Source organism: Caldisphaera sp. (genome assembly GCF_046536515.1).
Lineage (GTDB): Archaea > Thermoproteota > Thermoprotei_A > Sulfolobales > Acidilobaceae > Caldisphaera.
On record NZ_JAWDMQ010000001.1, the window covers coordinates 78,083 to 100,046 of the forward strand.

The following is a 21,964-nucleotide window of genomic DNA, read 5'->3' on the forward strand; positions in this document are numbered from 1 at the left end:
GGGACGCAATATGGCTAAGCTTTTCGGAACTGATGGTGTTAGAGGCATAATTGGCGATCTAATCACGCCAGAGTTTTCACTAAAAATGGGCCACGCTATTGGTGCATATTTTGGAAAAGGTTCAAGATTACTTATAGGTAGAGATGTTAGGCTTGGAGGGGATATGATATTAAGATCATTAACCTCTGGTCTGTTAGCAGAGGGTATAAAAGTATATGATGCAGGTCTTTTACCTACACCGGCATTGCAATTTGGTATAAAATCTCTTGGCTTTGATGGTGGAGTAATGATTACTGCAAGTCACAACCCACCAGAGTATAACGGAATAAAGGTTATTTCAGCAGATGGTATAGAAATCCCTCATGAAAACGAGGATATAATAGAAAACTATTACTTTAATAATTATTTATCTAAAATGGAATGGAGATCATATGATAATGAAGTTAAAACAAAAGAAAATATTATTGATATTTACATAGATGCTGTATTAAGCCAAGTCGATGCAGAAAAAATCGCTAAAAAAGGCTTTAAAGTTGTCGTCGATTGTGCAAATAGCGTAGGTTCACTAACCGCTCCTTTATTATTAAGAAAGCTAGGAGTTAAGGCATATACAGTAAATTGTAATTTAGATCCATATTTTCCCGGAAGAAACCCGGAACCTAATGCCGATACCTTAAAAAATACTATGAGCTATATAACTTTAGTCGGAGCCGATGCCGGTTTCGCGCATGATGGCGATGCCGATAGAGCGATGATAATGGATAACAATGGAAGAATTCAATGGGGGGATAGAACAGGTGCATTGCTGACCGAATTTTCAACAAAAATATGGAGAAACTATAACAAAAAAACATATACATCTATTTCTAGCAGCAATTTAGTTGAAGAATATTTGAGGCCAAAGGGAATTGAAGTAAATTGGACACCTGTTGGAAGCGTCACAATCGCAAGAGAAATAACTAAAAGAAAAGATGCAATAAGCGGGTTTGAAGACAACGGAGGATATATGCATGTACCCCACCACATTGTTAGAGATGGAGCAATGACGATTGCTTTAACTCTATACATGCTATCAGAAAATAATGAAAGCTTAGCAAGCCTTTACGATAAACTACCTCAATATTATCCTATTAAGACTAAAATAGTTGTAAACAAAGAGCAGGCTTTATGCGGAGTCGAGGCTGTCAAAGAAAAATATTCATCTTATAAAATTTTAACAATTGATGGAGTAAAAGTTTTTGGTGATGATTTTTGGCTATTAGTAAGACCAAGCGGTACAGAACCTTTACTTAGAATATTTGGTGAAGCAAAAAGTCCAAAGAAAATAGAAGAAATAGTTAATGAAACTATAAGGCATATAAAAGAAAAGTGCATAAGGTGAAATAAATGAGATATTATTTTTTTGAGTTATTAGCATGCCCAGAATGTAAAAGCGATAATTTGGAACTTTACGAACTTGATGTAAAAGAAGATAAAGTCAATTTAGATGCGGAGAGGATAAAGTGCAAAGAAAAATGTTCGTATCAAAGAAAGCCTGCAGGTGAAGTATCATTAGATGTTTGTAAAAAGTGCATAAATCTTGATGTAATAGACGGCGTAATTATATGCAAGAACTGTGGAAGATGGTATCCGATTATAGATGGAATACCGAGAATGCTGAACGATAAATATAGAAAATACCATGAAGACGTTGAATTCTTAAAGAAATATTTAAATAAGATCCCTTCTGATATTAAAAGTCTAATGAAAATACCGAATATAAATGAAAAATAAAAGCTTTTGTAAAAATATAGAATAATTGGTGATGTAAATGCCAGGCTTTAGCACATGGCTAACAATAGGATTTATAATAATAATGATAGGATTTATAATAATATTTGTTGGAGCAATATATTCATCAAGTCAACAAAGCAATCAAAAAACTGAAGTAGGTGGTGTAATAATGATAGGCCCGATTCCAATTATTTTTGGAAATTCTTGGAAAGCTGCAACAATTGCAATAGCTTTAGCTATTGTACTTATGATAATAGCTATAGCTTTCATGTTAGTTGGAAAAGGGATTATTTTAAAATAATTTATTATCAGTTAATAGCATATTAAAATACAAAATTAAAGGTATTAAACTTCCCCACTTAAAGCTTCTTATCAATATTATTAAAATTACTAAGATAACCTTTTTTCAAACTCTTGTACCAATAAATCATATTTACTTTTTAATTCATCTAATCTCTTTCTGTATTCTTTTTCTAATTTTTCTTTACTTTCATTATATTTATTTTCAAGCTCTTTAATGTATTCTTTTTCTAATTTTTCTTTACTTTCATTAATCAGTGACATCAAATACCACCTTAATCTTCTATCTAAGTATAGTAATATACGAAAATTTATGCTTTGCTTTATGCTATATTTAATTTACCAATTTAAATAATCTATCATTAAAATTTTTAACTTTTTAAGAATTTTAACTAAAACTAAAGTAGCATAGATAGAGAATGCAAGAACCTATAATAATAAACTATTTAATATAACAAGGTAAAATAAAAATATTATGTTCTAATTTAAACTAAGCTAATAAAATCATCAAAAATGAATTAAAAATCAATTGTTTTAATCAGCAAAACCCTAATAAAATTAAACTAAGTTTGCTTTATACAAAAATACAACTATTGCATAAAAATATTTCTGACCATTATTTTGAATTGACCAGGAATATGGTATTGAAACGAATATTTTAATTGGTTGATAGTATTGAGTTGGATTAGGAACTGAAATAGGTTGAAATGCAATATTTCCATTTACCGGATCAATATAGCTAATAGCAGCTGGAGTAAACGACGTTGCGTTCCCAATGAATTTGGCCCCAGAACCAAAATCACCATATTTATTTAATGTACTTATACCATAAAACATCAGGTTATATATGGTTGTTTCTAATGTATTTGTAACATTTTTTAAAGGAGATCCATAAAAAGCAGGGAATTGATAATAAACATAATTACCATATGTAGAAAAAGATGAATAAATAGAGGTTAATGGATTTCCATATATAGGGTTAACCCTTTCCGATATTCTAAGCATTTGATAAGATTTAGCTATGTCCCCCAATCCATAGGTAACTCCATAAATCCCAGCATTTGGATTGATAGAATATATTGTAGGGTAGGGTATCATAATAACGGAATTCGTAGAGTTACTATAGATACCTAAGAAAACATCATAAACCACTAAATAAGTATTATTTTTTGGTACATTAAGCAAAGTTAAATATCCTAGGCTTTGATTTATTGGAGAAGTTAATACATTTGCTACTATTTCTATTTGTGTCCCATTAATAGTTGATCCATCAACAACTGTTGTTCTATTCCCTAAAACACCGATCCAATAACCATAGTCCCACCAAGAGACTATTACTGCACTTTTATTTGTGTCATTTTTAATATAACCCAAAGCGTTAAGCCATGCATCATTTATAGGTGCAATGGTTTTATATCCCCCATTAGATGTTGGCACAGAAATTGGGCCAAGGTATCCAGTTTCAATATCAGGTGCCATTAAATTTAATGTATTGTAATCTGGTTTAGCATAACTAATTGCCATACCCAAAATAACAATGGATAAAATTACACCTGCCGCTATACCACCATAATTTTGCTTTTCTACAGTCTTTTTAGTTTTCTTATTATATTCATAAGTCTTAAAACTCATAAAAGTTCCTATAGTGACTCCTGAGGATAGGGTTAAGAAAAATGCAGCAGAAGATAAAAAGTATGCCTCATTAATGCTTGCATACATAAATATAAAACCATAAATAAACAATGATAATTTAAGTATTTCTATTTTTGAAACATTCTTTCTTAAATATATATTATATATTTCCGCAATCAAGCCTATTATTGAAATTATGAAAAGAACTCCATAATCAGCCATCGCTTCGCTAATAGATACAGATTGATATTCTGCAACCGTTAAAGATATAACGCTTTTCATTGGAGTAATTCCTAATGCTAATAATACCCTGCTTGGTAAAGAAATAAAGCCTGTTACAACTAAAGATAATAATAATCCAAATATAACTATAAGAAACCATATATGCATTTTTACATCAAAGTTTTTCTTTATACCTATTTTATTCAATAAATTTAATCTGCCGATCTCTTCTTCTATTAAATATACAATGACAACACCTAATAATCCTAAACCAATACTATGCGTATAGAAACTAATCCCTGCTGTTGGAGATGAAAAAACTGATAAAGAATAACCCAAAATTATAAATAAATAATTGTAAAGACTATTTCTATTCGGTTTAATAAAGAAAGGCTCTATTAATATATAAATTGAAATGATTAATGCAACATATTCGTACCCACCCCAAAACCATGAAACTAATCCTCCCACAAATCCGGCAAAAAATGAATATATAAAGACTTTATTTCTTTTATTCTCACTAAGCGATAAACTAAAAAGGTATAAAAACCATGATATTAATGCAAATCCAAAGATACGTTTACCTGGGAAGTTAGCAAAAGTTTGATCAAATAATATTACTGGATAAAGAGCTATAACAGATGAAGAGGCTAAACCTGCTAACTTTGAACCAGTTATTTTATATATTAAGAAGAATGTTCCAAATATTGCTATTATTGAAAAGGCAACTGGAAGCAGGCCTAAAATATTAGTTAAATAGTTTTCATTTAACCCTGTGATTTTTGCAATAAATGCTGCTAACCAAGACATTCCAAGATATTCGGTTTTTAAAAAGTTTCTACCCCAAGGATACCACCATGTATTGACATGCTCCAAACCAGAAAAACCTAATAAATTATGATTAAAAAAATATACTGATAGCCAATATCTTTCCCAAGGGTCTGCTTCATTTAAATACTTCAGTCCATAATTTATTGCAGGTAATAACCTTATGTATATTGCAAATCCTACCAATATAACTAACATTACATATATCAATATAGATTGCAGCATTTTGGATAGCAAGATGTTTTTAACTTTGCTTGCCATTTTAATCCTCTTTATAAAAACAAAGCATAAATTAATAAATTTTTTAAAATAATTACATAATCAGTAAATAATTAAACTAGCTTATATAAAAAATTTTAAAATAAAATGTTAAAACACAAAATTGTATTCAATATTTTTTATTTGTCGCACTTAAAAACTTTGTATTTTTATAATAAACAAGGTGATTTTATGCCTTTAGGATCATCTCAGGATTATCTAAACAGACTAAAAGAAAGAGAAAAAGACCTTAACATATATATAGGAGGAGAAAGAATTACTGATCTATTAAATGAACCTATAGTTAAGCCTTCTATAAATGTAATATTAAAAACATACGAATTAGCTAAAATTAAAGATTATAAAGGTATATTAACGGCTTATCAAAATAATGAAGAAGTTAATAGATTAGTTTATGTAGAGCAGAGTATAAGTGACCTTTTAATGAGAGCCGAATCCCAAAGAATATTAAATTCAAAAATAGGCAATTGCAATTTTAGATGTACTGGTCATGATGGTATCAATGCTGTTTTTGCTTCTACATATGATATAGATTCAAAACTTAACACAGAATACCATAAAAGATTTGCATTATGGTTAAAAGAAGTCCAGTCAAATGATTTGGTAGTAGAGACAGCTATGACGGACGTAAAGGGTGATAGATCAAAAGGACCACTTGAACAAAAAAATGATATGGCATATGTTCACGTCGTAGAAAGAAGAAAAGACGGAATTGTAGTTAGAGGGGCTAAGATGCACATAACAGGGGCAGCAATAGCTGATGAAATATTAGTTATACCTACAAAAAATATGAAACAGAACGAAAAAGATTATGCAGTTTCTTTTGCAATAAAGCCAGATACCAAAAATTTATATTTTGTATCAAGCTGGCACCCCATGGATATTATGAAAAAAGTCTCAAAAGAGATTGGAACTGATATAGATTACCCTCTTCCATTCGGACATAGAAGCACTTATCTTGTCATATTTGATGATGTTTTTGTACCATATGATAGAGTATTCATGGATGGAGAATATGAATTCACAGGCAAGTTAATTGAATACTTTATTTCTCATCACAGAGCAGGAGGTGGAAGCTGTAAAGCTGGATTTGCTGACGTTATATTAGGCTCTTCTGCATTAATGGCAGATGCTAATGGAGTTCTTAACGCCAGTTACATACAAGATAGGCTATTAGATATAATGAGACATGGAGAAGCTGCATATGCTGCAGGGCTTGCTGCCATGGTTAAGGGTTATAGACATGCAAGTGGAGAATATATACCAGATTTAAGGTTAGCTAACATAGCAAAGTTGGATTCTATAGAACATCTGAAAGAAGCTATGGTTGCTGCAGCAGATATTGGAGGCGGTATAACAGTTAATGCGCCATCATCAAAGGATTTAAATATAGAAGGATTATCTAATAAGATAGCTATGGCATTACAAGGAAACCAATCATACACTGCAGAAGAGAGATTAAGGATTGCCAGATTGATGCAATTATGGGTTGCAGGTCCTCATTTAGTTGGATTAATACAAGGTGGTGGTCCGCCTGCAGCAGAGCTTTTAGCATTAAAAAGTGATATGAAAAACAGGCTTAATGAATTTATTGAAAATGCAAAGGTAATGTCAGGTATTAAAAAAGAAAAATAATAAAGCTTAAGCTTTACAGCTCTTAAATTCTTTTTTATTATTATTTCCTATGGAACTGGTGGAATAATGTCTAATATAGATGAAATTTTCAACGCTGCTTACAAACCAAAAGTTTTCAAGAGAAGAGAAGTACTTTTACCAGATTATGTACCTGATTTCCTTCCTCATAGGGATCAAGAAATAAAAAGGGTTGCACTAACCCTATCTCCAGCGTTAAGAATGGAAAGACCAAGCAATGTTTTTATATATGGTTTAACTGGTACAGGTAAAACTGCAGTAACAAAATTTGTTCTAAGAAAACTGGAAGAAAATGCAAAACAAAAAAATGTAAAGGTTGGTTATATATATGCAAATGTAAGGCATAGAGAAACACCATATAGAATATTAGCTGATATAGCAGACTATTTTAATATGAGAATACCATTTACAGGCCTTTCTACTGGAGAGGTATTTAACAGAATTGTGAAAAAATTAAGTAATATTGAAGGAGTCTTCATTATAGTTTTAGATGAAATAGATTTTTTGGTTAAAAAATATGGAGATGATTTACTTTATAATTTAACTAGAATTAATGAGCAATTAACCAATTCTAGGGTTTCGATTATAGGAATAACTAACAGTGTTAAAATGGTTGAATCTTTAGATCCTAGAGTAAAAAGTAGCTTAAGCGAAGAAGAAATAGTGTTTTCCCCTTATGATGCAAAACAATTACAAGATATATTAAAACAAAGAGCTGATGAAGCTTTTAATAATAACGCTTTAGAGGAAGATGTAATCCCATTGTGCGCTGCCCTAGCAGCAAGAGAGCATGGAGACGCAAGAAGAGCTTTGGATCTATTAAGGGTAGCAGGAGAGATAGCTGAAAGAGACAATAGAAATGTTGTAACCAAGGATGACGTAACTAGAGCAAGGATTGAAATTGAAAGGGATAGAGTTGGAGATGTTGTAAAAACTCTTCCATTGCACGGTAAGCTCATTATGACATCAATCCTTTTAGCAACAGGTATGGGTAAAGATTATGTTACAACAGGAGAAATTTACGATAACTATAAAAGATTGGTCACTTCGTTAGGCCTTGAAGAAATTACATTGAGAAGAGCAAGTGGAATTATAAGTGAACTAGATATGCTTGGAATAATATCTGGTAGAATAATAAGTAGAGGAAGGTATGGGAAAACGAGGGTAATTTCTATAGCCTCTGATGTAAATGCAATAATTCAGGCATTAAAAGAAGATCCCACAATAGCAGATTTATTAAGTGAGGTAAAAACTGATGGAAATAGAAATGATAATAGCATGCGATGATGGGGAAGTTAAGAAGCTAGGCTATGGGAAAACAGTAATTTCTTGTTTATCTTATAGAGAAGTTTGGCCTGAAAAAATAAAAATTGGAATTGTACATACTGATGGTTTAGACGCGACATCTATATTATCTTATTTGATAAAGGTTCTTGGAAACAATAAAAAATCATTGGTTATGTTTGACTCAATAACTATAGCAGGGTTTAATGTTATTTCATTGCCTGGCATAGAAAAATTAACGGGTTTTCCATCTATAGTTATATATAACTATAAACCATCTATAAAAAACTTGTTAAATGCTTTAAGACCTCATTTTATAGACAGCAAAATAAGAGAGCTTGCCATAAACCAAATAAAATCATATGAAAAAATTGAGAGCAAGAAAGGAATTCTGTACATTGTTAACCGGGGGGTTAACAAAGAAGATGCTATAGAGATAATAAATTCATATCAATTTTATTCAAGAATACCTGAACCGTTAAGATTATCTCATATAATAACATCTCAAATTTCAAAAATAATTAATCCATATGCAAATTAATATAATAACTTGTTAATAAAAAGTTTTATTAATTTTATTTTTATTGTTATCTTGGGGATGTAAATGCACGCCTATGAAAAATTTGGGGATGTATATATAGTAGATGTTTCTCCGGGAAATTTGAAAGGAATTATATCTTCATTTATAGTTGTAGATAATAAAGTTACTGTTATTGAACCTGGACCAGCCAAAGAATATTCTAAACTTAGCAAAGCTCTATCAGATCTTAACTTAAGGCCTGAAATAATAGTTGCAACTCATGTTCATTTAGATCATGCAGGTTCGACAGGCCATTTACTCAGAGACTATCCTAATTCGATAGCCTACATACATCCTAAAGGTGTAAAGCATGTTGTAGACCCTTCTCAATTATGGGAAGCTGCAAATAAGTTTTCAAAGTTATTAGCTGATAATTATGGGAAACCAATATCTGCGGATGAAAAGAGAGTTTTGCATGTAGAAGATTATTCAGAAATCAAAATAGGATATCATACTTTAAAATTTGTTTATACCCCAGGCCATGCAAGCCATCATATGAGCATATTACTTTATCCAGAAAACATAATATTTACTGGAGATTCTGCGGGAGGCATTTTCAATTTCAAAAATGGAAAGGTTTATGCCATCACGTCTCCAACACCATTTAAACCTATACAATATTTAGAAAGCCTTGAAAAAATGAAAACCTTTAACCCTAAATATATTGCGCCAACTCATTATGGAATACACGATAATGGAACTGAATATTTAAAGATAGGAATAGAGAGAACTAAAATATGGCTAGATATAATAAGTGATGATTTACAATCAGGTATTGATGATGTAGAAAAAATTACAGAGCATTTAATGAATGTAGACGAAGATTTCAGAAAAGCAGTTAATGAAAACATACAATTCTTTACAAAAGGATATTTACTAGAATCTGTTATGGGAATGATAAATGCCATAAAAAATGGTGACTATAAAAAATAAAAAATAAATTAAATTTTATTTAGTTTACTCAACCTTTGCCCTAAAGTATTTTCCTGTTTCTGGACTCTTAAATAATCCTATCTTGACTCCTTTCCCTTTCTTTGGAGCAAGAGTCCAAACTTTAATCGGTGTTAACGTAACTTCTTTCCCAGTTGTGGGATCCTTAACCTTTACAGGCGGTAACTTGGACGACATGATTCCTCACTATATTATAAAATATCCCATGGATATTTATAAATTTTTACTTTTAAAAACTAGGTTGTTCTAAAATAAAAGATTCAGTAAAGTATTATCAATTAACAATTTAATTAATTATTTTGAAAAATATTAAAATTTAAAAAGATTATATATTTAATTTAGTTTTAAAGTATTAATATGGAGAAAAGGATTAGAAAGAGAAAAAGGTGAAAATCATGACAAAATGGATATTAAGATGCAAGGAATGTAAAAATGAATGGGTATTACCGGTTAGTTTCGACCTTAACAAAATGAAAGAACTATATCATTACTGCCCTTATTGCAAGAAAAATACATTTCATGAACCAATTAAGAGACTGGAGGACTAATAGGTCTATTTAAAGGGCTTTGGGATTTAAGCATCTTAAGTTCATTATAAAACTCGTCTAATTGAAGAACCTCTTGCGATCCTTGCAACCATCTCTTTCTTATATTGATTGTATTTGATTCCTTTTCTTTATCACCAACAACAGCAATGATAGGAACCCATGATTTACCTGCAGCTCTAATTCTTGTCCCTAAACTCTTCCCAGGTGGATCATAATATACTCTTATCCCAATAGAAAATACTTCGTTCAATATTTCTTTTGCATATTCTTCATGAGATTCTTTCACAGGTATTATAGCAACTTGATATGGAGATAACCAAAATGGAAGGCTAGGCGTTGTTCCTTTATCAGCCATCTTTAAACCATAATCAATTAATGATGATGCAACATTTCTAATAGGGCCTAAAAATGTTATTGAATTATCTCTCACAGTTCCAAAACCTCCTAATAAAACAAGCCCTCCGTTCCTAGACTTATATAAAATTAAATCTAGATCATAATTGATATCGTAAGGTATATTAAAGCCATTTTGAGAAGAAGATTTAATTTCAGCTGTATCATTAATTATTCCTGGCATAAGCTCGTTTATAATGTCATTTAACCTAGACCTGTCTGTTTTAAACGGAAATATCAGTATTTCGCTACCTGGTATTAAACCTTGGATTTCAACGCTTTGGTCTTTTACATATCTACCCATATCTAAACATGATTTAATTACTGAAGATAAACCATCTATTCCATAAATATCTTTGTGTGTTCCAGAATAAATGGAGACATTTTCGACATTGTTTTTATAATTGAACCATTCTGTTAAGGAATTTATAAGATATTTTCCAATAGAGTTTAATCCATTTGATAAAATGCCAAACTTTTCTTGAGTTCCTATAGAATCGTTGTCCCATGGATTATTTAATATAGAACTATCTAATATTTTTTTATCTATGGCTTCCTTAATCGTGATTTTATTTGAATCCTTTATATAGTATGGTCCCTTGGAAGATGTTATGGTCCTAGATAACTCACACATCGGATGGCCAGGACAAGTAATGCTGAATCCTTTATACCAACCAAACGGGGCCCTATTTACTGTATATCCCATTTTTTTCAATTCTTCTTCTATTGATTTGAGAATAGATACTGCCTTGTTAGGATCAGCTAGACTAGATGAAAGGTGCGCAAAAGGATAAACAACTATACAGTTTAGCTTAAATCTATTTGCATGTTGGGCTAATTCCAATGCTGCATCATGAGATAAATCAAGGGTATCTTCTTCTTCTACACTTATAAAACCTACAACACAGTCATTACCTTCATATTTTGATGGAGGATCAGGAGGATTTTCAATGGCCTCTTCAACAGCCCAATATTTAATTTCCTTTAAATGTATCATCAAAATTCTCATTATATGCACCTATGTATTAGTTTCTGAGGAAATATTAATACATTCGCTGACCCGAGAATCACCAGAGCTGAGAACCCAACAAATCATATTATGACTTCATGTAATACTAAAATATATAAAATTATAGCCTCTTAATAACAATTATTTATTAATTGAGGAGGATTAATAATGTCAGAAGAAAATATGAAAAATGCTCAAGATAAGGCCAGACCTAAAGATATAACAGATTTACCTGGTGTAGGCCCAAATACTGCACAAAAATTAATAGAAGCTGGTTATACAAGTATAGAGGCATTGGCAGTTGCTACCCCACAGGAAATAGCTCAAGTAACTGGAATACCCTTGCCATCAGCTCAAAAAATAGTTAGTGCAGCTAGGGAAACCTTGGATATAAAATTCAGGACTGCGTTGGAATTAAAAAAAGAAAGATTAAATGTACATAAAATAACAACAGGGAGTAAGAGCTTAGATGATTTATTAGGTGGAGGAATAGAGACTAGAGATATGACAGAGTTTTTTGGAGAATACGGCACTGGTAAAACTCAGATATGCCATTCTATTGCTGTAAACGTACAATTACCTGAAGAAAAAGGTGGTTTAAGCACTAAAGCAGTATATATAGATACTGAAGGAACATTTAGATGGGAAAGAATTGAGCAAATAGCAAGAGGTCTAAACCTAGATCCCGATAAGGTTATGGAAAACATATACTGGATAAGAGCAGTTAATTCACATCATCAAATGGCTATTGTCGACCAATTATATGATATGCTTTCTAAAGATAGTATAAAGCTAGTTATAGTTGATTCTTTAACAAGTCACTTTAGAGCTGAGTTTCCTGGAAGAGAAAACCTAGCTATGAGACAGCAACTTTTAAATAAACATTTGCATCAATTGATAAGGTTAGCAGAGATCTATGATATAGCTGTTGTGGTAACTAATCAAGTAATGGCTAGACCTGATGTTTTCTATGGAGATCCTACTTCTGCTGTAGGAGGAAATATAGTTGGACATGCACCAGGAGTTAGGGTTCAATTAAAGAGAAGCAGAGGAAATAAGAGAATAGCTAGAATAGTAGATGCACCTCATTTACCTGAGGGAGAAACTGTTTTCGCCATTACAGAATATGGGGTAAGGGATGCTGAAGAATAAATAAACAAAATATTAAGATCCTTTTTAACATATTATATCAGGGGAGAAATTGGAAATAATTAAAATGTTACCATATTTCTTGGTTGCATTAAATTTTGCAGTATTTATCCCTGCTTCAATTTTAGACATAAAATATAGAGAAGTACCATTATGGGTTTGGTATATTGGATCAAAGACAGGAATTGTTTTATCTATTATAGCATTTTCATTTTACTATCCGATAAAAATTCTGTTAGTTTATTATACAATAAGTATTTTAAGCGTCTTAGGATTGCTTATAGCATATTTAATTGGCCACATGGGAGCTGGAGATCTATGGGGATCCATTTTTTTGGCTCTTTCTTTGCCTATTAATCCCTTTGGAGGCTTTTTGCCACCAATATTATTAACCTTACTTATAGCTTCTGTTCTCGAGCTTTTAACAAGAACTATTTTAACGGTTAGGGATTGCAAAAACATGAAATTAAACAAAAGATGCTTTAGCGCCGCCCCAATAAGAGCGAAAGATCTTTTAAATAATAAAAAGTACAGATGGTATTTTGCTCAAAACTCTACAAAAAATATTTCTGTTGATGAACCTCATGAAACAATAGTAGAAGAAAGTAATGGTAATCTGAATGAGATTGTCTGGGCCCAACCGGGACTTCCTTATATATTATTTATATTAATAAGTCTCCCTATATCACTAATTGTTAGTACGATAATCTAGGTGAGATATATGGAATGGCCAGAACAATGGTATAGAAATCTATGGGCTCCTTGGAGAATGAGCTACATTAAAGATTTCAGTAATAAAAAAGAAGAGGAAAAAGAAACTAATCAAAAATGTATTTTTTGCGAAGCTCAAAAAAATGATATAAGAGAAGCGTTAGTATTATTCAAAGCAAAGTATTCATTTATAATTCTAAATAAATACCCATATAATTCAGGCCACTTGATGATTGCCCCATATAAACATGTATCAAATCTTACAGAGCTTAATGATAATGAACTATTAGAAATAAGTAAATTGATAAAAGCTTCTATAATTGCATTAACAAAAGCATATAAACCAGAAGGATTTAACGTAGGTGTAAATATAGGGGAAGCAGCTGGAGCAGGAGTCCCAGGACATGTACATATACATATAGTTCCAAGGTGGAAAGGAGATTCAAATTACATAACAATTATTGGAGGAGTCAAAGTCGTTCCTCAATCTTTAGATGACACATATAATTTGCTAAAACCTATTATTGAAGAGGTTGTAAAAGAAATTGAGCTATAAAACCAATAGAATTTATATAATAACTCACAATGATTTAGATGGAATGGGAGGAGCAGCATCTGTTTTAAGAGTTTTGGAAAGAAAACTTAATGATTCTACAGTGATATTTGCAGAACCATATAACGTGGAAGTTGCTATTGAAGGTATAATTGATTCTTTACAAAAAGATGATTATCTTTTTTTAATAGATATTGGATCTAATAAGAACAACATTAATGAGGTATACAAATACTTTAAAGAAATAAGAAAAAAAGGGATAAATATATATTGGTTCGATCATCATGTATGGGATGAAAAAGACATAGAACTTATAAAATCAACAGGAGCAACTGTTATAATAGACAGAAATACTTGCGGAGCAGGTGTTGCTGCTAGATATTCACAGAAATTATTCAATAAAGGTAATGATGAATTTTTAGAAAGACTTGAAAAAGCGATATGCGCTTCTGATATATGGAAATGGGATGATGAATTAGGACCTAAGCTATTTAGAGCTAGTTATGCAAACAATGGGTTAAAAGGATTAGAATGGAAGTTTAAAGTTATTGATAAATTTATTAATGGAATATTATGGGATGATGAAATGCAAGCTCATTTAAATGACTACATAATAAAGGAGTTAAATGGATTTGATGAAATACTATCAACGATTCAAACGTATGGAAATTCATGCAAAATATCTGGGGTTTTTAAAAGTGTAGAAATACCATCAGACAGCATTGTAGGGGCTATGATGCTGTCAAGGTCTAAGAGTGACATAGCAGTAATAATAAAGAGAAAAAGTTTTAATTTAATTAGTCTATCCTTAAGGAGTAGAGAAAAAGCTGACGTACAAATCATAGCAAGAAATTTAGGTGGCGGAGGGCATCCTAGAGCTTCTGGAGCGTCATTAAAATTACCTCTTTACATATCTTTCATTTCTCTGATTAACAAATCATTTTTAATAAAATATGTTATTAAAAATATTTATTCAATAGCATTAAAATCTAGTTCATGCTATACAAAATCTCAATAAAAATAAACTTGCATTATATTTTAGATTAAATTTAGTTAAATATTATAAAATAAAATTTATCATGTATTATGAAACAACCAGTCAAACAAATAAATTTCTAGGATCTTATATAAAATTTGCTAGATAAAGTCTTTCTTTTATTCATTCTTTTCTCCTTCACTTTCTTTCTTTTCTTCTTTTTCTTCTTCAACTTGCTTCTCTTTTATTTCTTCAGGAGCTTTTTCAGTAATTTCTTCTTTCTTCTCTTTTTCTTGTTTTTCCTCTTCTTTCTTCTCTTTCTTTTGCTTCTTTGATTTTTCAGCTTTTGGTTTTTGTTTTTCTAAATCAATGACATTTTTACAATTCAATTTTGTTAATATTTCATCAACCCTATCTTTATCAACAACATATGTATATAGATATTTTTTAGTTCTGACTTTTATTTTTGCTTTTCCATCCTTTTTACTTCTTTTTATTCTACATTCTATTCCTTTTTGGGCTATTTTTTCCAATTCTTCCAAGCTTTGCACCTGAATTGGCACATTTAGCACCCAAGCATATTATATGGAAACAAATTTTAAAAATTATCTTTTTATGGCTTCTAAAGCCTCTTCTTTTAATCCCATTCTCTTGCTATTAAATATTCTTGGATCCATAATTTCCGGTTCTTTTCTTATTATAGGCTTAAATTCCATTTTTGCCAATATATCCTTTTCTAGATCTACGCCGGGAGCAATTTCTTTCAATTCTATTCCATCCTCTACTTTTTGAAAGACAGCCCTTTCTGTAACAAATAATGCACTCTTATTTGACTTTGATAGTATTTTACCCGAGCAACCTATTTTGTATACTTGATTTACGAACTTAATTATTTCACCATCTTTTAATATTGATATTTTTCCATTGTTAACTTCGATTTTCCTATCACCTGCTGTAAATTCGCCTGCAAAAAATATTTGAGGTGATCCTACTGCAATAGCAGGAAATCCTCCTGGTCCTGGAATTCTTGTAGGCATTATAAAAGAATTGACATTTCCATATCTATCTACTTGCATAAATCCAAGGCTTGCAGCATCAATTATTCCTCCTTCATACATAGTAAATTGATCTGGAACAGAAACTATTGCAAATGGCCCTATCGATGCCCCAAAATCTGCTCCATAAAGAGGCTTACCTCCCCAGGTTCCAGATTCAACAGTTAAAACTATTAAATCTTGCACTTCTTCTTCCACTGCAGCATCTGCAACTGTTGCAGGTATACCTACACCCAAATTAACTATTATTTGCCTTCCATTTTTCTTGAGTAGATTTAGAAGCTCAAGCAAAACCCTTCTGGCTATTATCTTTCTGTGGTTTAATTCTGCTTGTGATAAATGCTCTCTAGATAAAGGTGGAATTATCTTTCCTGAAACCATTGGATTATAATCGAAGCTAGAGCTTTGCCAATGGTAATCCCTAGGAGAAACAACAACATAATCTATTAAAGGCCCTGGAACTTCAACATCTTTAGGATTTAAAGATCCATAACGAGCTATTCTTAAAACCTGGACAATATTAATTCCCTTATTGGGCATTGCCTTAATAGTTTGAGCTATATTTAATACAGTCCCATATGCAGCCTCATCTTCTAATGATAGATTACCCATTTCATCAGCTGTCGTTCCTCTTAGCAACCCAAACTGAGGCTTTGGGGCAGTATATAATAAATATTCTTGGCTGTCTATTTTAATTAAATGAACCTTAACCCTTCTCATCTTAATTGCTTTTTCATTAAGTGCGGTTCCATCTAATCTTGGATCAGCAGTTGTATATAAACCAACTTTTGTCAAAACACCTGGCCTACCGCTGCCAACTTCCCTGAACCAATATGCCATAATCCCTATGCTCCACGCATATGCATCAAACCACTCTTCTCTAACCATTTTCTGCAAGCTTTCGCTCCATCCATAAAATGGAAATAAAGTGCCATCAATAAAGTCCTCATCTTTTCTTTCATAAATAAGTTTTGCTATTCTATCTAATCCCCTTCCAGGTGCACCTGGAAAAGTATCGCTAATAATAAATAGCTTCTTTGGATGACCTGTTTTTAAATATAATTTGTAAAGCCTTTCTATTAGATACTCTGGCGCTGTAATCATATTAAACCCTGATATAGCAATAACAGAGTAATCAGGTATCATAGAAAGTATCGTTTCCGGATCTTTTACTATCTTTCTATTTGCAATTTCTTCTATAATATCGGGCAAATTTATTCACCCCAAGTTTAATAGGTTTAGTAATCTTATTAAACTTTAAGAGTAGAAAATTTAAATTAGATATAACTATAATAAAAAAGGGTTCAAAAATGATAAAATATGTTGCAACAGATGTTGATGGAACTTTAACAATAAGAAGAGGCGATGTAAGAATTAGTATTGAGGCAATAAATGGAATAAGGTTACTCGAATCCAATGGCATTAAAGTTTCTTTAATTTCAGGAAATTCTTTACCTGTTACATTAGGCTTAAGAGGATACATAGGTGCATCGGGACCTGCTATTGCTGAAAATGGCTGTATAATTTATTTTCATGGTTATAAACATGTGTGCGACAGCAAGCCTCCTGACGAATTAAAAGAGATAGCTCTCAAAATGGGTCTTGTTGAGAGCTGGCAAAATAAATTTAGATTTCATGACTTAGCTTTTTTCATACCTAAAAATATAGATAAAAACAAAACGAAAGAATACATAAATGAAATGGAGAAAATATCTAATAAATATGGCTTTAAGGTTTTATGGAGTGGATACGCATTACATATCTTGCCTACAAACGGGAGCAAAGGGCAAGGAGTAAAAATTGCAAGCGAATTGCTAGGCTATAAACAAGAAGAAGTGGCAACAATAGGAGATGGAGAAAATGATATTGATATGCTAAAATTCGGAAGCTTTTCTGCTTGTCCCCAAGATGCGTCAGAAGAGGTTAAAGGCATAGTAAAATATATTGCATCAAAACCGGGGGGAGAAGGTTTTTTAGAAATCGCAAAATATATTATAAGCATGCAAAAATCAGATTAATTTATCATCACTGCCTTAAGGCTCTGTACTCGGCAAATTCCTCATCTAAGTTATATGTTTAATATAAAGTTATTAAGATTTTATGTTATTATTTAAATATTTGATAATTTTACCTTTTGATTATGTACAAGAATATATTAAACGCATTTAAAGCTAATCTTAAATTTAAAGTTAACTTGGTAAGAGAGAATGGAAAATTATAATGATATAATAAAAATAAATGGTGGAGTTTATTGGATAGGAGTAAATGATTTAAAGAAAAAAATGTTTGAAAACATGTGGCCCATACCTGAAGGGATTTCATATAATGCTTATTTAATAGAAGCAGGAAATGATTTTGTTGTAGTTGATGGGGTAGAAGAATATTTTACAGATATTTATTTGGAAAAAATAAAAAAGATAGCCAAAGATTTTAATAAAATTAAATATATAATAGTTACTGACCTCCTCCCCGCCCTTCAGGGTGGGAATTCCCTGAGGTCTTAAGGGTTACACCCCTTTTACGGGTGCTACTCTGTTATGTTCTACAATAAAAGATAGGGGTTTCTTTATTGTTGATAAGATTTTACCTGTTGCTTTCTTTAATATATTTAAAGCCCCATTTAAATCAGAATGAAGTTTATGTCTTAATGGACAACTAATGACTCCTCTAGGATTTCTTTTAACTTCTAAGTTATGATAAGCACAATACTTTGAGGTATTATACTCAACGACCTCAAACACTTTTATATCGTATTCTTGTGCTTTAAGTTCTATTGCATTAATTAATTTTCGGTAAGACCACATGTTTACTGTAAATTTGTTTCCCTTTTCCTGAGCAATATTATAAGGATAGCCCAAGTAGATGGTTGAAACGTTTTGTTCATGTAACTTCTTCATTAGGTGAGACGCAAAGTTTCTATATAAGTGAAGAAGCCTTCTCATTAATTTCTTAAAAAGCCTTCTCTTCTCTTTTAATAATTCCTCATATGCTTCATATTCACCAATGTTTTTTGTATTATCTGCTAAGGATTGTACTTGTGATATCTTCTTCTCTAAATAAAAGTAGTCCTCCTTAGTCCTAACACCTTTGTAAAGAAACCAAGTTCCATCATTAACTATCACACTTGCTAAATTATTTATGCCTAAGTCTATTGAAGCTACTTTATTACCTTTAGGTGATTCAACTTGTATTTTCTTCCTTTCACCATAAATAATATACTTGCTCTCCTTTCCCTTTTTAGTTTTCTCAACACCTACTTCAACAGGTATTGAGGCATACCATGCATTTTCAGTTTCATCATAGTATATCTCCAGCCTACCTTGTTTTCCATACCACCTTAACCTACCAGCAAAATTGATTTCCATTTTGAAATCTTTTAGAATAATTTTATGATTAACTTCATCTATTTCATATCTATCTTGTCTAATAACAAGTAAAAGCTTTCTCTTCTTAGTATCTTTTTTAGTATCTTTATCAATCCAATATCCTGGTGGTTTTGTATGTTTAATACGATTTTGTAGTTTTCCTTTTTTCTTTATTAAAGAAAAGAAAGATGACCATGCCTCGTTGTTTTTGTGCATAACTGCTTGAGCGTTAACTTTTAGCTCTTCCTTATACTTTTTGTAGTATTTATCCCATGTTATATTGAAGTCCACTTTCTTTTCGTGAAAAAACTGTTGTCTCCTCTCATAGTTCAACTCATTGAAGAGCTTTGATGAGATATTAGATAGCCTTCTGAGCTTCCTTTCCTGAAAACCATTTGGAAGTAGGCGTACTACGTTTGTTCTCTTATTCGTATACTTAACTTCGTAGATGCCTTCATCTGGTATTGCGGGAGAAATCGGCTCCCGCTCCTCATGCTTTAAGAGTTGACCAGACAAAGGCATTTAAAGGCATCTCAAATAGAAATAGTATTTTTGATTTAAAAAATTTTACCCCGCCCCTAGAAGGGGCAAGGTTTGTCGTTCTCTTTATCAAGTTAAAATGTTTGGAAGAGAAAGACCCGCAGGCATAGTAACAGGTTATGGTTGGGGCCCTATAGCTAAGCAAGTAGCAGAATTGCTATCAAAATCCGGATTCAAAGTAATAGAGCCCCTAGTAACAGTAAAAAACAAAATTAAAGAGGAAGATATAAATAAGCTAAATGAATTATCTGATAAAATTATTGAGGCTTTATTAAAAATCACAGAACCCAACAAATAGTTATTGTTTTAAATCTAAAAAATTATTCTAAATTTATTTCATCACCGTTATCCGGTATTATGACCTCTATATTGTTATTTTGGCTTTTTATTTCTTCAGATAACAATTTTTGGCCTTCTGGCTCTCCATGAACCAATATTACCTTTCTTAATCCTTGTATGCTTTTTATAGTTTCTAGAATTCCTTTTTTATCTGTATGGCTTGAAAAGTCAAACCACTCTACCCTTGACTCTACATTAAAGTTTTTATTTCCATCGGTGTAAAAACCTTTTTCTAATATATCTCTTCCAGGAGTACCTTCTGCCTGATAGCTAACCATAAATACTGCATTTCTTGGATTATTAGAAATCTTCTTAAGATAATAAAGGCTTGGTCCTCCCTTCATCATACCTGCACTTGCTATTATTACACCTGGTTCTTTTAATGCTCTTCTCCTATCATTCCATCCTTTCACTAATCTTTGCTCTTGCATTGCTTTAAGAAGTAAACGAGGAGATTTCAGGTAATTGCTATGTGCAATATAAAGTTCTGCTATATCCCTTATCATTCCATCCACCCATACATTATATCCAAAACCTTTTTCCTCAAGTAATGCCATTATCTCTTGACCTCTTGAGACTCCGAAAGCAGGAACCAAAACAACTCCATTTTTTTCAACTACGTCATTAACATCATCAATAAATCTCTTTTCGCTTTCTTCTCTAGGAGGATGATTAGATGTTGAATATGTTGATTCAATTATTAACGTGTCTGCTTTAACCCCATTTAATTTATGCGGACCTTTTAGTTTCGTTTCTATAGTATTCATGTCAGCAGTATATAATATTCTGTTACTATTTGTTTCAACAAGTACGCTTGCACTACCAGGTATGTGCCCACTATCCATTAATGTTACCAGAAAATTCCCATATTCATATGTTTTTTCATAGTTCATAGTTTCTGCAGAAACTAGCATATCATTAATACTTTGTTCATCAAAAGGTAAATAAGGGCCGTTTAATTTTATCATATCCAATAACAAAATTTTACTTACGTCTAAAGTTAATGGAGTAGCTCCTAGCTTTGGCATCACAGATATATATAAAGAAGGAGCTGCCCCTATATGGTCTAGGTGACTATGTGTTAAAATTATTATATCTATATCTTTTGGTCTTACATGGAGAGGAAAAATAGGCCTATCGTTTTCATCAAAGTTTACCCCATAGTCTAATAGGGCAAATTTTTCATCTTGCTCAATCAAAATTCCTGCCCTACCAACTTCCTTTCCGCTACCTAGTATCTTTATTTTTGACATTGTTTTTGCAAACCTCTATATTTCTCAATTTATATTTACATTTCAAACTTAATATTTAATAATTATAGTATTTCTGTTAAAGTATTTTATTATTAAACCTTCTTAAAATACATTTATTTTAAATATTTTTAACTTTAAATAATATTAATAAAAAGCTTATAAATAATTTCTACATTAATTAAATATGATAAAAGAGGAATAGAAAACTTTATTTTTCAAGGTAGGGTAAAGTAAAAGATTAAACTTTACCTTTTGAAAAATAACAAATGATAACAAGGTATGCATCACTAACTGACCTCCTCCCCGCCCTAAAGGGCAAGGGTTCCCTGAGGTCTTAAGGGTTACACCCCTTTTATGGGTGCTACTCTGTTATGTTCTACAATAAAAGATAAAGGTTTCTTTATTGATGATAATACTTTACCTGTTGCTTTCTTTAATATGTTTAAAGCTCCATTTAAATCAGAATGAAGTTTATGTTTTAAGGGACAATTAATGACTCCCCTTGGTCCTCTTTTAACTTCTACATTATGATAAGCACAGTATCTGGACGTATTATATTCTATAACTTCAT

General features: G+C 31.5%; 24 protein-coding genes. 15 read left to right on the top strand and 9 right to left on the bottom strand.

Features of this window, described 5'->3' with window-relative positions; all coding sequences use genetic code 11:
* The first annotated feature begins 10 nt into the window (after positions 1-10).
* The 3 genes from glmM to RXO53_RS00395 are packed head-to-tail and all read left to right on the top strand — an operon-like array spanning position 11 to position 2,074.
* Entirely contained in the window at positions 11-1,381 is a 1,371-nt protein-coding gene (gene glmM / locus RXO53_RS00385) for a phosphoglucosamine mutase (protein ID WP_410712304.1), read from the top strand.
* A 5-nt stretch (positions 1,382-1,386) separates the two neighbouring features.
* Complete coding sequence (locus RXO53_RS00390; protein WP_410712305.1) at positions 1,387-1,773, top strand: Trm112 family protein; 387 nt, start codon at positions 1,387-1,389, stop codon at positions 1,771-1,773.
* 37 nt (positions 1,774-1,810) lie between these two features.
* A complete protein-coding gene (locus tag RXO53_RS00395) occupies positions 1,811-2,074 on the top strand; it encodes a TIGR00304 family membrane protein (RefSeq protein WP_410712306.1) in 264 nt (87 codons plus the stop codon).
* An 89-nt stretch (positions 2,075-2,163) separates the two neighbouring features.
* Here the strand turns inward: RXO53_RS00395 and RXO53_RS00400 are convergent, their stop codons facing one another.
* Both RXO53_RS00400 and RXO53_RS00405 read right to left on the bottom strand, forming a co-directional pair.
* A complete protein-coding gene (locus RXO53_RS00400; RefSeq protein ID WP_410712307.1) occupies positions 2,164-2,337 on the bottom strand; it encodes a hypothetical protein in 174 nt (57 codons plus the stop codon).
* Between the two features lie 294 nt (positions 2,338-2,631).
* Complete coding sequence (locus RXO53_RS00405; RefSeq protein ID WP_410712308.1) at positions 2,632-5,016, bottom strand: hypothetical protein; 2,385 nt, start codon at positions 5,014-5,016, stop codon at positions 2,632-2,634.
* A 189-nt stretch (positions 5,017-5,205) separates the two neighbouring features.
* On the opposite strand from RXO53_RS00405, the gene RXO53_RS00410 reads away from it, so the two are divergent.
* From RXO53_RS00410 to RXO53_RS00425, 4 genes are all read left to right on the top strand, one after another.
* Positions 5,206-6,669, top strand: coding sequence for a 4-hydroxyphenylacetate 3-hydroxylase N-terminal domain-containing protein (locus RXO53_RS00410; RefSeq protein WP_410712309.1), 1,464 nt, complete (start codon positions 5,206-5,208; stop codon positions 6,667-6,669).
* 66 nt (positions 6,670-6,735) lie between these two features.
* On the top strand, positions 6,736-7,974 hold the full coding sequence (locus RXO53_RS00415; protein ID WP_410712310.1) for an ORC1-type DNA replication protein: 1,239 nt from the start codon (positions 6,736-6,738) through the stop codon (positions 7,972-7,974).
* Entirely contained in the window at positions 7,943-8,512 is a 570-nt protein-coding gene (locus RXO53_RS00420; protein WP_410712311.1) for a DUF99 family protein, read from the top strand. Before RXO53_RS00415 ends, RXO53_RS00420 begins: the two co-directional genes overlap by 32 nt.
* A 63-nt stretch (positions 8,513-8,575) precedes the next feature.
* Positions 8,576-9,484 (top strand): MBL fold metallo-hydrolase, encoded by a 909-nt coding sequence (locus RXO53_RS00425; protein ID WP_410712312.1) that lies wholly within the window; start codon positions 8,576-8,578, stop codon positions 9,482-9,484.
* Between the two features lie 24 nt (positions 9,485-9,508).
* Here RXO53_RS00425 and RXO53_RS00430 read toward each other — a convergent pair whose 3' ends face one another.
* Positions 9,509-9,679, bottom strand: coding sequence for a chromatin protein Cren7 (locus RXO53_RS00430; protein ID WP_015231698.1), 171 nt, complete (start codon positions 9,677-9,679; stop codon positions 9,509-9,511).
* Between the two features lie 218 nt (positions 9,680-9,897).
* Between RXO53_RS00430 and RXO53_RS00435 the strand changes: the two genes are divergently transcribed.
* Positions 9,898-10,050, top strand: a complete 153-nt coding sequence (locus RXO53_RS00435; protein WP_410712313.1) for a hypothetical protein — start codon at positions 9,898-9,900, stop codon at positions 10,048-10,050.
* Here the strand turns inward: RXO53_RS00435 and RXO53_RS00440 are convergent.
* Positions 10,031-11,452: a threonyl-tRNA synthetase editing domain-containing protein gene (locus RXO53_RS00440; protein WP_410712314.1), complete on the bottom strand. Its 1,422-nt coding sequence runs from the start codon at positions 11,450-11,452 to the stop codon at positions 10,031-10,033. The genes RXO53_RS00435 and RXO53_RS00440 overlap by 20 nt on opposite strands.
* 183 nt (positions 11,453-11,635) lie before the next feature.
* On the opposite strand from RXO53_RS00440, the gene radA reads away from it, so the two are divergent.
* Genes radA through RXO53_RS00460 form a run of 4 tightly spaced genes read left to right on the top strand, consistent with a single transcriptional unit; the run spans position 11,636 to position 14,883 of the window.
* On the top strand, positions 11,636-12,604 hold the full coding sequence (gene radA, locus RXO53_RS00445) for a DNA repair and recombination protein RadA (RefSeq protein WP_410712327.1): 969 nt from the start codon (positions 11,636-11,638) through the stop codon (positions 12,602-12,604).
* A 49-nt stretch (positions 12,605-12,653) separates the two neighbouring features.
* Entirely contained in the window at positions 12,654-13,313 is a 660-nt protein-coding gene (locus tag RXO53_RS00450; RefSeq protein WP_410712315.1) for a prepilin peptidase, read from the top strand.
* Between the two features lie 9 nt (positions 13,314-13,322).
* Complete coding sequence (locus tag RXO53_RS00455) at positions 13,323-13,868, top strand: HIT family protein (RefSeq protein WP_410712316.1); 546 nt, start codon at positions 13,323-13,325, stop codon at positions 13,866-13,868.
* Positions 13,858-14,883: a DHH family phosphoesterase gene (locus RXO53_RS00460; RefSeq protein ID WP_410712317.1), complete on the top strand. Its 1,026-nt coding sequence runs from the start codon at positions 13,858-13,860 to the stop codon at positions 14,881-14,883. Before RXO53_RS00455 ends, RXO53_RS00460 begins: the two co-directional genes overlap by 11 nt.
* Before the next feature lie 137 nt (positions 14,884-15,020).
* Here the strand turns inward: RXO53_RS00460 and RXO53_RS00465 are convergent, their stop codons facing one another.
* Complete coding sequence (locus tag RXO53_RS00465; RefSeq protein ID WP_410712318.1) at positions 15,021-15,383, bottom strand: hypothetical protein; 363 nt, start codon at positions 15,381-15,383, stop codon at positions 15,021-15,023.
* Between the two features lie 63 nt (positions 15,384-15,446).
* Positions 15,447-17,042, bottom strand: a complete 1,596-nt coding sequence (locus tag RXO53_RS00470; RefSeq protein WP_410712328.1) for an acyl CoA:acetate/3-ketoacid CoA transferase — start codon at positions 17,040-17,042, stop codon at positions 15,447-15,449.
* A 164-nt stretch (positions 17,043-17,206) separates the two neighbouring features.
* Between RXO53_RS00470 and RXO53_RS00475 the strand changes: the two genes are divergently transcribed.
* Together RXO53_RS00475 and RXO53_RS00480 are read left to right on the top strand one after the other, a co-directional pair.
* Positions 17,207-17,914, top strand: a complete 708-nt coding sequence (locus tag RXO53_RS00475; protein WP_410712319.1) for a phosphoglycolate phosphatase — start codon at positions 17,207-17,209, stop codon at positions 17,912-17,914.
* 189 nt (positions 17,915-18,103) lie between these two features.
* A complete protein-coding gene (locus RXO53_RS00480) occupies positions 18,104-18,400 on the top strand; it encodes a hypothetical protein (RefSeq protein ID WP_410712320.1) in 297 nt (98 codons plus the stop codon).
* Between the two features lie 3 nt (positions 18,401-18,403).
* Here RXO53_RS00480 and RXO53_RS00485 read toward each other — a convergent pair whose 3' ends face one another.
* Positions 18,404-19,783 carry an RNA-guided endonuclease InsQ/TnpB family protein gene (locus tag RXO53_RS00485; protein ID WP_410712321.1) on the bottom strand — a complete coding sequence of 460 codons (1,380 nt, stop codon included), beginning with the start codon at positions 19,781-19,783 and terminating at the stop codon, positions 18,404-18,406.
* Between the two features lie 97 nt (positions 19,784-19,880).
* Here RXO53_RS00485 and RXO53_RS00490 point away from each other — a divergent pair, with 97 nt between their 5' ends.
* Positions 19,881-20,099, top strand: a complete 219-nt coding sequence (locus RXO53_RS00490) for a hypothetical protein (protein WP_410712322.1) — start codon at positions 19,881-19,883, stop codon at positions 20,097-20,099.
* Positions 20,100-20,121: 22 nt separating this feature from the next.
* Here the strand turns inward: RXO53_RS00490 and RXO53_RS00495 are convergent, their stop codons facing one another.
* The gene (locus RXO53_RS00495) at positions 20,122-21,393 is read right to left on the bottom strand and encodes an MBL fold metallo-hydrolase (protein ID WP_410712323.1); all 1,272 of its coding nucleotides are present in this window, start codon (positions 21,391-21,393) and stop codon (positions 20,122-20,124) included.
* A gap of 341 nt (positions 21,394-21,734) precedes the next feature.
* A partial coding sequence (locus RXO53_RS00500) for a zinc ribbon domain-containing protein (RefSeq protein WP_410712324.1) occupies positions 21,735-21,964 on the bottom strand: 230 nt, incomplete at its 5' end.